Raw genomic sequence first — 11,073 nt, 5'->3', positions numbered from 1 at the left:
ACACCGGCCCTGCCACGGCGCAACAAGGGCCTGCCGGGTTTTCGGGGAAATGAGGGTCGTGCCGGAAAGGGTAATGGTATCAATGGTGAAGCAGGGCCCGGTGCCGGCTGCAGGCAGAGGCCTGTCAGGCGCGGGACGAGGAATACTCCGCTCCAGCTCTTCACGCTGTTGCTGGTTCTGTAATAAAAGCTGCTGCTGTTGCTGCTGAATAGTATCGCGATCGGCTGGCGACAAGGGTGCAGCGTTAACGCTTGCTGAAAAAAGCGCACCCGATAAGATAAAAATAATATAATTTGCTAATGAAATTATTCTTCTTTCTATTTTATTGCTATTCATCCATGCCACAAAATTTATTCGCAATTAATATTTTCGAAATATAAGAGCATTCTTAATGCGAGTATATCTAATTTGCGTTAAGGCGAAGCAAATAAAATATTTTTTCAGAAAAATGAGAGGTGGATTAAGAAAAAATAAGAAGTGATTTAACTAACCCTTAAATCTTGAGTTAGCCGTAATACACTAGCTGTGAAGACGAAACGTTTTTCTCCATTCCGCAGGGCTCACCCCAAAACGCGCCTTAAACTGCTGTCGCCAGGTGACGGCGGAATTAAATCCCACCAGTTCGGCCACGCGCTCAATCGGCATATTTCCGGCTTCAAGCAGGAGCTGGCTGCGCCGCAGGCGTTCGGCGGTAAGCCAGTCGGCGACGCTCATCCCCGTGGCTTGAATAAAATGACGGGTCAGCGTGCGGCGGCTCATCGAAACCACCTCCGCCAGCGAGTCCAGGCTATGCGGTTCGGTAATGTGCTGCTGAAGATAATCGATCAGGCAGTTAATGCGTCCGTCGCGGGTATCTTTGGGTACCGGCTGGGCGATGAACTGCGCCTGACCGCCCTCGCGGTGGGGCGGAACAATCATCCGACGGGCAATCTGGTTGGCGACCACGCTGCCAAAGCGCTGACGAATGATATACAGGCAGCAGTCCAGCGCCGCCGCGGTTCCGGCGGAGGTGATGATATTGCCGTCATCCACGTAGAGCGCATTGATATCCAGCTGAACGTGCGGGAAAAGGGACTGGAACTGATGCTCGAACTCCCAGTGGGTGGCCGCACGTTTGCCGTCGAGGAGCCCCGCCCAGGCCAGCACAAACGACCCCAGACACAGCCCGACGATTTCCGCGCCGTTGTCTCTCGCCTGCACCAGGCTGTCGAGCAGCGTCTGGGGCGGGCGTTCAAGGACGTGCTGCCAGTAGGGAACGACGACAATATCGGCCTGGCCAATGGCGGTGTAATCCTGCGTAGCGTTGAGGGCAAATCCGTCTTTTGAGGTGAGGAACCCCGGCGTTTCGGCGCAGATCGTCACGTTAAAGCGCTTTTCGCCGGAGACCGAATCGCCAAACAGAATGCAGGGAACGGAGTAGTGGAACGGGCTGAACCCGTCTACCGCGACAATCGCGACGTTGATTAGCGACATCAGTTCCTCCTTTCCCTTTAATGCACTCAGAATATAACGGTTTCGCCATCCTGGGGAATGCTCACTGCGTCACTCACCTGATTGGCTTCAACGTACTCACGCAGCGCGCTGCGGGTCAACAGGCAGTGGTTAATCGCCTCCATATGGATCGCCACAATGCTGGCCTGCGGCAGCAGGAAATGAACGTTGAGCACGTCCTCCTGCCCCATAATAATGGGCCCAAAACCAATGACGTGGGCATAGCCAGCGTTCAGTACCACCACGTCCGGCTGGTGCTTTTGCAGATCGGCCGCCACCTCGTCACGCCAGACGGTATCCCCGGCAAGATAAAGTGTCTTCTCATCGGGATGACGCAGCACCACGCCGCAGGCCTCCCCCAGACGCTCCGCCAGCTCGGGCACGGCGTAAGCGCGATCGGTGCCGTGCTGCCCGCCGTGGGTTTTCGTAATCTGAATATCGCCGAAGAAGGTCGCGTCGGTCATGACCGTCAGGTTGCTGAATCCCTGGCTGCGCAGCAGCGCGGCGTCACGATCGTTTTGCACGTAGATCGGTTTGTCTTTGGCGATCAGCTCCACCGCGGTGCGATCCCAGTGATCGTCATGGGTATGGGTGACGATCACCGCGTCGGCGTCCAGCAGCGTGTTGACGTCAACGGGAAGTTCGACCGTCGGGTTACGGCGTTCGGCATACGCCGTGCCGGGAAAGCCAGGATAAGCCCCCTTCGGGGCCAGCATCGGGTCGATTAAAAGACGTTTTCCGGCGTAGGAAATCAGCTGGGTGGCGTTGCGAATATGGGTAATGTTCATGGGCTATCCTCCGGTTGGTGTGATAAGGAGGATAGCCAGCTGTCGCAATTGGCGCTGTGGGCTAAAGGGCGATTACCGATGGAATCGGGCCAATTTAAGCAACCCGTTTTCCGTCAGATCGTTTACCAGCCCGGCACTGCCCCGCCGTTAAAGATCGTCTCCGCCGCTTTCGCTATTTCAGGCGACTGATACGACTGGATAAATTCCTTCACGTTCTCCGCGTCTTTGTTGTCTTCGCGCGTCACCACGATGTTCACGTACGGCGAGTTTTTGTCTTCAATAAAGACGCTGTCATGCACCGGCGACAGCCCGGTTTGCTGAATATAGGTAGTGCTGATAATGGCGACATCCACTTTCGGGTCGTCCAGCACGCGCGGCAGCTGCGCCCCTTCCAGCTCCATAATTTTCAGCTGTTTAGGGTTGGCGGTAATATCCAGCGCCGTCGGCAGCAGCCCGGTGCCCGGCTTCAGGGTAATGAGCTTCTCCTTTTGCAGCAGCAACAGCGCGCGGCCAAGGTTGGTCGGGTCGTTTGGAATGGCAATCGTCGCCCCGTCCTTCAGGTCAGAGACGGATTTGATTTTGCGGGAATAGCCGGCCATCGGAAAAACAAAGGTGTTCGCCACGGCCACCAGCTTGTAGCCATGCGCCTTGTTATCCTCAGCGAGGAACGGGCGATGCTGGAAGACGTTGGCATCCAGTTCTCCCTGGTTGGTGGCATCGTTGGGCAACAGCGAGCCGCTGAAGCCGACCAGCTCCACGTCCAGGCCATATTTCTCTTTTGCCACCTTTTTGGCGACTTCCGCCACGTCCTGTTCAGCGCCGTTGATGACGCCCACTTTAATGTGTTTGGCATCGCTGCCACTTTGATCGCACCCTGCCAGCAGCAGGCCAGCAAGTACCAGAGCACCCAATCGACGTTTCACAAGACAGTTCCTTTTGCTAAATGTTGTAGTGACTATATCGACAACGAGGCGGTGAAATAAAAACCGAAAAAGAATCAATAAGAAGGATAAGTTATATGCGGGTTTTGCCGGGTGGCGCTGCGCTTACCCGGCATGAGGGATCACGACGTTGTCGTCCAGTCCTCAACGGTAAGCTCCTGCACCATTCTGAATGCACGATCGTTAGTCACAATCGTTGTTCTCCGACTGATAGCATGCGCAGCGATCAGTTGATCGAGATCGCCCATCACTTTTCCTCTCTTCTCCATTGCTGCGCGGAGTTCGCCGTACGTTGCGGCGGCGTCACTGTCCCAGTCGCAAATCGTAATGGTTTTAAGAAATTCCAGTATGGTTTTTTGTAATGTGTCGTTTTGCTTTTTGGCTATCCCATAAAGCAATTCAGCCTCCGTTACGCTTGAAATACACATTTTTTCAGTTGGGGTGCGAGAATATTGTTCCAACACCCCAGGATGTTGTCTCACGAGATGGCTTACCATGTTTGTATCCAACATATGCAGCATATTCTAGAGTCCTTCAAAGGGATCTCTTGTTGTATAGCTCTGATTACGTTCCTCTTTGCTGAGGAATGAATCAGGAACATGGGTCTGCTTCAATAAACGTAAAAAGTTATCTCGATGCCGTTCTTTCTCCGATCTCGCAGTCAAAACGACATTCCCCTCCTCATCCCGCCGGATGTAGACGCTCTCCGTATCAAACGCGAATTCAGCAGGTAGCATTACGGCCTGATTCCGCCCCTTCTTGAAGAGTTTTGCTGTGCGTTCCATTGCCATCTCCATGGTTTACTTGACCAGGCCAAAGCATGCGCCAGGGCCTGAAAAGAAGACAAGCAACACGCTTCAAATTAGGAATGCGACTCGCAATAAATAGCTGAATCCCTAATCACAGAAAAGGATTTAAAGCGCTTTCGCCAGATAATGCCGCTGCATGCCCGGATAAGGATAATCCTGCAAAGACATTTGCAGCTGGTACCCCTGTTTTTCATAGAACGGGCGCGCCTGGAAGCTGGCGGTATCGACCAGCGCGTGCTTGCAGCCTTTGCGTCTGGCTTCCTCTTCGGCCGTTTTGATGAGCTGGCTGCCCACGCCGGATCCGCGCACGGTCTCGCTGACCCAGAGATAGTCGATATTCAGCCAGTCGCCTTTACGCACCCCAATTAGCCCGCCGAGCATGACGCCTTTATCGTCTCGTACGTAAACGCCAATGTCGCCGCTAAAGGTCGCCATATCCAAAAATTGCCCGTTATAGGCTCTTAACCCCACAAATAACTCTTCTTTTTCAGCGGGCGTTACATTATTTGTTATGCTCAGGTGCATTTTTCTCTCCTTATTTTCTATGCAATCTGAATATCTCACAGCTTAACCTCCACAAAAACTCCTCATTCCCTCCATTTTTTAAATACGGAAACATTCCCTCAATATCTAAATAAAAAAGGCCTTTCCAATACGCACCCAAAACGTATACTGAGAACGATCATTCTCACTTTTACACGGTAGCCGACGATGAGTACGAAACTGGAAGAACGACAAAAACAACGTCAGGGCGAGATCATCACCGCCGCGCGTCGCTGCTTTCGCGCCAGCGGATTTCACGCCGCCAGCATGTCGCAGATAGCCAGCGAAGCGAAGCTCAGCGTCGGGCAAATTTACCGTTATTTCAGCAACAAAGACGCGATTATCGAAGAGATGATCCGCCGCATCATCGACTCGCGCATTGAGGAGATGCAGGGTAAAACCCTGGTGGAAGGGATGCCGCAGGCGCTCGCCTGGCGACAGACCCTCAACGAAGATGACGATGCGCTGATGCTGGAAATGTCCGCTGAGGCCACGCGTAATCCGCAGGTGGCGACGATGCTGATCGAAGCCGAATCGCGCATGTTCGCCAACGCCTGTGCGCACCTGAAAAAGCAGTTTCCCCACCTGCGCGACGAGCATATTCGCTGCTGCGTGGAGATTACCGCCGTGATGATTGAGGGAACGATTTATCGTCGATTAACCCCCTTAAAAGTCCCGTCAGAACAATTAGAACCCCTTTATCAGGATATTTTAAATATGCTTTTCTCTGCGAAGTAATCGCATAAGAATAATTAGCGGGAATAAGTAATTCCCCTTTTTTACATCTCTGGCTCAGCCGGAGATGCGGTATCGCTGTGCCTTTAAATAGCCCTCCTCCCCGTTAAGCCATTAACGGGGCAGGCGTCGTTCACCCTGGAAAAAGATTATGAAAAACATAACAACCTCCATCGCGGCATTATTTCTCCTGACCGGGTGCGATAATGCGCAAACATCTGCTCCCCAGCGTCCTCTTCCGGATGTGGGGATTGTCACCCTCATGAGCCAGCCGGTGTCCGTCGTCAGCGAACTGACCGGCCGCACCACCGCCGCCATGAGCGCCGAAGTGCGCCCGCAGGTGGGCGGCATTATCCAGAAGCGGCTGTTCACCGAAGGCGATGCCGTGAAAGCCGGACAGGCGCTGTATCAAATTGACCCTTCCAGCTACCGCGCGGCGTTTGATGAAGCCGCCGCGGCGCTGAAGCAGGCTCAGGCGCTGGTAGCGGCCGACTGCCAGAAGGCCCAGCGCTATGCGCAGCTGGTGAAAGACGACGGCGTGTCGCGCCAGGACGCAGAGGACGCGAAGTCCACCTGCGCGCAGGACAAGGCCAGCGTCGAGTCAAAGAAGGCCGCGCAGGAGAGCGCGCGCATTAACCTTAACTGGACCACCGTTACCGCGCCGATTGCCGGACGCATCGGCATCTCCTCCGTCACGCCCGGCGCGCTGGTGACCGCCCAGCAGGATACCGCGCTCGCCACCGTTCGCGGGCTGGACAGTATGTACGTCGATCTCACGCGTTCCAGCGCCGATCTGCTGCGTTTACGCAGGCAAACCCTTGCCACAAATAGCGATACGCTAAGCGTGTCCTTAATCCTCGAAGACGGCAGCACCTACGGCGAGAAAGGCCGTCTGACGTTAACCGAAGTGGCGGTGGATGAATCAACCGGCTCGGTCACGCTACGCGCCGTCTTCCCGAACCCGCAGCATCAGCTCCTGCCGGGGATGTTCGTTCGCGCCAGGGTGGATGAAGGCGTCATGAACGACGCGATCCTCGCCCCGCAGCAGGGCATCACCCGCGACGCCAAAGGCACCGCCACCGCGCTGGTGGTGAATGCCAGCAATAAGGTCGAGCAGCGTCAGCTGGAGACGGGCGACACCTACGGCGACAAATGGCTGGTGCTGAGCGGCCTCAAGGCGGGCGATAAGCTGATTGTGGAAGGCACCGACAAAGTGACTGCCGGGCAGGAAGTGAAGGCCGAAGAGATGAAAGCCAGCGGAGGAAACGCCTGATGTTTTCCCGCTTCTTCGTGCGTCGCCCGGTCTTTGCCTGGGTTATCGCCATTCTTATCATGCTCGCCGGGATGCTGGCGATCCGTACGCTGCCGGTCGCGCAGTACCCGGACGTCGCCCCGCCGTCGATCAAAATCTCCGCCACCTACACCGGTGCCTCCGCGCAGACGCTGGAAAACAGCGTGACGCAGGTGATCGAGCAGCAGCTGACCGGCCTGGATAACCTGCTCTACTTCACCTCCACCAGCAGCTCGGACGGGTCGGTGAGCATTACCGTCACCTTCGAGCAGGGAACCGACCCGGACACCGCCCAGGTGCAAGTGCAGAACAAAGTTCAGCAGGCGGAATCGCGCCTGCCGACCGAGGTGCAGCAGTCCGGCATTACCGTCGAGAAATCGCAGAGCAACTTCCTGTTGATCATGGGCGTGTACGATAAAACCGATACCGCCAGCAGCTCGGACATAGCTGACTGGCTGGTGAGCAATATGCAGGACCCGCTGGCGCGCGTGGAGGGCGTCGGCAGCCTGCAGGTGTTCGGGGCAGAATACGCCATGCGCATCTGGCTCGACCCGGCGAAGCTGGCGTCCTACTCGCTGATGCCGTCCGACGTGCAGAGCGCGATTGAAGCGCAGAACGTGCAGGTCTCCGCCGGTAAAATCGGCGCGCTGCCCTCGTCGAACGTCCAGCAGCTGACCGCCACCGTCCGCGCCCAGTCGCGCCTGCAGACGGTCGATCAGTTTAAAAACATCATCGTGAAGAGCCAGTCCAGCGGCGCGGTGGTGCGCATCAGCGACGTCGCCCGCGTGGAGATGGGCAGCGAAGATTATACCGCCACCGCGAAGCTCAACGGCCACCCGGCGGCGGGTATGGCGGTGATGCTTTCACCGGGCGCGAACGCGCTCAACACCGCCACGGCGGTGAAAGATAAAATCGCCGAGTTCAAAAAGTCGATGCCGGAAGGCTACGACGTGGCCTACCCGAAAGACAGCACCGAGTTCATCAAGATCTCCGTTGAGGACGTGATTCAGACCCTGTTCGAAGCCATTATCCTCGTGGTGGTGGTGATGTACCTGTTCCTGCAAAACATCCGCGCGACGCTGATCCCGGCGCTGGCGGTGCCTGTCGTTCTGCTGGGCACCTTCGGCGTGCTGGCGCTGTTCGGCTACTCCATCAACACCCTGACGCTGTTTGCGATGGTGCTGGCGATTGGGCTCCTGGTGGATGACGCCATCGTGGTGGTGGAAAACGTCGAGCGTATTATGCGCGACGAGGGGCTGCCCGCCCGGGAAGCTACTGAGAAATCGATGGGCGAAATCTCCGGCGCGCTGGTTGCCATTGCGCTGGTGCTCTCTGCGGTATTCCTGCCGATGGCCTTCTTCGGCGGCTCCACCGGGGTGATTTACCGTCAGTTCTCGGTCACCATCATTTCGGCGATGTTCCTCTCCGTGGTGGTGGCGTTGACCCTGACGCCGGCGCTCTGCGGCTCGATCCTGAGCCACACGGCGCCGCACAAAAAGGGCTTCTTCGGCTCGTTTAACCGCTTCTACAGCAGGACCGAGCGCGGCTATCAGAACAAGGTGCTGCGCGCCCTGCGCCGTTCCGGCGGCATGCTGGTTATCTATGCCCTGCTCTGCGGCGCGATGGGCTTCGCCATGCTTAAGCTGCCGGGCAGCTTCCTGCCAACGGAAGATCAGGGCGAAATCATGGTGCAGTACACCCTGCCAGCGGGCGCAACGACGGTACGTACCGCCGAAGTCAGCCGCCAGGTGCGCGAGTGGTTCCTCACGAAAGAAAAAGCCAATACCAACGTGATCTTCACCATTGAAGGCTTCAGCTTCAGCGGCAGCGGCCAGAACGCCGGGATGGCGTTTGTCTCCCTGAAAAACTGGTCCGAACGTAAAGGCGATGAGAATACCGCTCAGGCCATCGCCCTGCGCGCCACGCAGGAGCTGAGCACCATCCGCGATGCGACCATCTTTGCCATGACGCCGCCCGCGGTGGACGGCCTGGGCCAGAGCAACGGCTTTACCTTTGAGCTGATGGCCAGCGGCGGCACCGACCGCGACGCGCTGCTGAAGCTGCGTAACCAGCTGATTGGCGAGGCCAATCAGGACAGCTCGCTGCACGCCGTGCGCGCCAACGATCTGCCGCAGATGCCGCAGCTTCAGGTGGATATCGATAACAACAAGGCCGTGTCGCTGGGGCTGTCCCTGAGCGACGTTACCGACACCCTCTCCAGCGCCTGGGGCGGGACCTACGTGAACGATTTTATCGACCGCGGCCGCGTGAAAAAGGTCTACATCCAGGGCGACAGCGACACCCGCGCCGTACCGTCGGATCTCAACAAATGGTTTGTGCGCGGCAGCGACAGCACCATGACGCCGTTCTCAGCCTTCGCCACCACCCGCTGGGAGTACGGCCCGGAAAGCCTGGTGCGCTACAACGGCTCGGCGGCGTATGAGATACAGGGCGAAAACGCCAGCGGCGCCAGCTCCGGCACGGCGATGGGCAAAATGGAGCAGCTGGCAAACAGCCTGCCGTCCGGCAGCACCTGGGCGTGGAGCGGTTTGTCGCTGCAGGAAAAACTGGCGAGCGGTCAGGCGATGAGCCTGTATGCCCTCTCCATCCTCGTCGTGTTCCTGTGCCTGGCGGCGCTGTATGAGAGCTGGTCGGTGCCGATTTCGGTCATCCTGGTGATCCCGCTTGGCGTGCTGGGCGCGGCCGTCGCCGCCTCCCTGCGCGGCCTGAACAACGACGTTTACTTCCAGGTGGCGCTGCTCACCACTATCGGCCTGTCGTCGAAGAACGCGATCCTGATTGTCGAGTTTGCCGAAGCCAAAGTCGCTGAAGGGTACTCTCTGACGCGCGCCGCACTGCGGGCCGCCCAGACGCGTCTGCGGCCGATCATCATGACCTCGCTGGCGTTTATCGCAGGGGTTACGCCGCTGGCCGTGGCAACCGGTGCAGGCGCCAACAGCCGCGTGGCAATTGGTACCGGCATTATCGGCGGGACGCTGGCCGCGACGCTGCTGGCGATCTTCTTCGTCCCCTTATTCTTTGTACTGGTGAAACGACTGTTCTCCGGTAAACACGCGAACCGGAGGTCATAATGTTTCGTGTATCTGTTTTAGCGCTAGCCCTGCTGAGCGCGGGCTGTGTGTCGTTAGATCCAACGTATCAACGCCCGGACGCGCCCGTCCCGGCAACCTTGCCCGGCGCGCACGGCGAAGCCACCTCCGTGGTGAGCCAGTGGCAGCAGGTAATGAACGACGCGCGGCTGAAAAGCGTGGTGACGATGGCGCTGAACAGCAACCGCGACGTGCAAAAAGCGATTGCCGATATCGACGCCGCCCGCGCCCAGTACGGTGAAACGCGCTCGTCCCTGTTCCCGACGGTGGACGCGGAGCTGAGCCACACCCGCAGCCGCACGCTGGCAAGCGGCGTCGCGACAAGCGACGAAGCCAACGGCGCGGTCTCCAGCTTCGAGCTGGATCTGTTTGGCCGCAACCAGAGCCTCTCCCGCGCCGCGCGTGAAACCTGGCTTGCCAGCGAGTTCACCGCGCAGAACACGCGCCTGACGATGGTTAGCGAGCTGACCACGGCCTGGGTGACGCTGGCGGCGGATAACAGCAACCTGGCGCTGGCGAAATCCACGATGGAGAGCGCGGCGAATTCGCTGAAGATTGTGAAGCGCCAGCAGGACGTTGGCGTGGCGGCCGCCACGGACGTCAGCTCGGCAATGGCGGTGTACCAGCAGGCGCGCGCCAGCGTCGCAAGCTACCGGACGCTGGTGATGCAGGACAAAAATGCCCTTAATCTGCTGGCGGGCGATACGGTGCCGGACAACCTGCTTCCCGGCACGCTGGAGAGCCTGAGCGACAATGCCATCACGCTGATCCCGGCGGGCGTCAGCTCCAGCACCCTGCTGCGTCGTCCGGATATTCAGGAGGCCGAGCATAACCTGCTGAGCGCCAACGCCAACATCGGCGCGGCGCGGGCCAACTTCTTCCCAACCATTTCACTGACCGCCAGCGCGGGCGTCGGCAGCGACTCGCTCTCCTCCCTGTTCAGCCACGGGATGAAGGTCTGGTCGTTTGCGCCGTCCATCACCCTGCCGCTGTTCAGCGGCGGGAACAATCTGGCGCAGTTGCGCTACGCGGAAGCGGAGAAGAAGGGGCTGATCGCCACCTATGAGAAAGCCATCCAGAGCGCGTTTAAGGACGTGGCCGACGCGCTGGCGCGGCGTGAAACCCTGAGCGAGCAGCTCGACGCCCAGCGCGAATACGTCGCGGCGGAGCAAAAAACGCTGGACGTGGCAACGCGCAGCTATAAGGCGGGCGCGGGGGATTATCTGACGGTACTGACCGCGCAGCGGTCGCTGTGGTCGGCGCAGGAATCGCTGATCGCGCTGCAGCAAACCGACCTGGAAAACCGCATCACGCTGTGGCAGTCGCTGGGGGGCGGTATTCAGTAGCGCTTGCCGGGAAGTTCAT

At 58.2% G+C, this 11,073-nt stretch carries 10 protein-coding genes and 1 pseudogene; 4 read left to right on the top strand and 7 right to left on the bottom strand.

Annotated elements, in window-relative coordinates; all coding sequences use genetic code 11:
* The 7 genes and pseudogenes from ACERY3_RS22965 to ACERY3_RS22935 all read right to left on the bottom strand — a co-directional run.
* Window positions 1-336, bottom strand: a pseudogene (locus tag ACERY3_RS22965) (ShlB/FhaC/HecB family hemolysin secretion/activation protein); the annotation flags it as partial.
* Between the two features lie 183 nt (window positions 337-519).
* On the bottom strand, window positions 520-1,473 hold the full coding sequence (locus tag ACERY3_RS22960; protein ID WP_033144318.1) for a GlxA family transcriptional regulator: 954 nt from the start codon (window positions 1,471-1,473) through the stop codon (window positions 520-522).
* Window positions 1,474-1,499: 26 nt separating this feature from the next.
* Window positions 1,500-2,279, bottom strand: a complete 780-nt coding sequence (locus ACERY3_RS22955) for an MBL fold metallo-hydrolase (RefSeq protein WP_058842039.1) — start codon at window positions 2,277-2,279, stop codon at window positions 1,500-1,502.
* Between the two features lie 122 nt (window positions 2,280-2,401).
* Window positions 2,402-3,202, bottom strand: a complete 801-nt coding sequence (nlpA, locus tag ACERY3_RS22950; RefSeq protein ID WP_058842038.1) for a lipoprotein NlpA — start codon at window positions 3,200-3,202, stop codon at window positions 2,402-2,404.
* A gap of 140 nt (window positions 3,203-3,342) precedes the next feature.
* Window positions 3,343-3,741, bottom strand: coding sequence for a type II toxin-antitoxin system VapC family toxin (locus ACERY3_RS22945; protein ID WP_176686521.1), 399 nt, complete (start codon window positions 3,739-3,741; stop codon window positions 3,343-3,345).
* A gap of 3 nt (window positions 3,742-3,744) precedes the next feature.
* Window positions 3,745-4,005 (bottom strand): antitoxin, encoded by a 261-nt coding sequence (locus ACERY3_RS22940; protein ID WP_039260382.1) that lies wholly within the window; start codon window positions 4,003-4,005, stop codon window positions 3,745-3,747.
* A gap of 129 nt (window positions 4,006-4,134) precedes the next feature.
* Complete coding sequence (locus ACERY3_RS22935; RefSeq protein ID WP_039260381.1) at window positions 4,135-4,554, bottom strand: GNAT family N-acetyltransferase; 420 nt, start codon at window positions 4,552-4,554, stop codon at window positions 4,135-4,137.
* A 186-nt stretch (window positions 4,555-4,740) separates the two neighbouring features.
* Here ACERY3_RS22935 and ACERY3_RS22930 point away from each other — a divergent pair, with 186 nt between their 5' ends.
* The 4 genes from ACERY3_RS22930 to ACERY3_RS22915 all read left to right on the top strand — a co-directional run bounded on the left by ACERY3_RS22930 (window position 4,741) and on the right by ACERY3_RS22915 (window position 11,054).
* Window positions 4,741-5,310, top strand: a complete 570-nt coding sequence (locus tag ACERY3_RS22930; RefSeq protein ID WP_058842037.1) for a TetR/AcrR family transcriptional regulator — start codon at window positions 4,741-4,743, stop codon at window positions 5,308-5,310.
* A 148-nt stretch (window positions 5,311-5,458) separates the two neighbouring features.
* The gene (locus ACERY3_RS22925) at window positions 5,459-6,580 is read left to right on the top strand and encodes an efflux RND transporter periplasmic adaptor subunit (RefSeq protein WP_058842036.1); all 1,122 of its coding nucleotides are present in this window, start codon (window positions 5,459-5,461) and stop codon (window positions 6,578-6,580) included.
* Window positions 6,580-9,690, top strand: coding sequence for an efflux RND transporter permease subunit (locus tag ACERY3_RS22920; protein ID WP_058842035.1), 3,111 nt, complete (start codon window positions 6,580-6,582; stop codon window positions 9,688-9,690). Before ACERY3_RS22925 ends, ACERY3_RS22920 begins: the two co-directional genes overlap by 1 nt.
* Window positions 9,690-11,054: an efflux transporter outer membrane subunit gene (locus tag ACERY3_RS22915; RefSeq protein ID WP_058842034.1), complete on the top strand. Its 1,365-nt coding sequence runs from the start codon at window positions 9,690-9,692 to the stop codon at window positions 11,052-11,054. The genes ACERY3_RS22920 and ACERY3_RS22915 overlap by 1 nt, the downstream gene beginning before the upstream one ends.
* Window positions 11,055-11,073: the final 19 nt, after the last annotated feature.

The sequence above is a fragment of the Enterobacter cloacae complex sp. ESBL7 genome (genome assembly GCF_041679625.1).
GTDB lineage: Bacteria > Pseudomonadota > Gammaproteobacteria > Enterobacterales > Enterobacteriaceae > Enterobacter > Enterobacter asburiae_B.
This window is presented reverse-complemented; position numbering and strand designations above follow the sequence as displayed.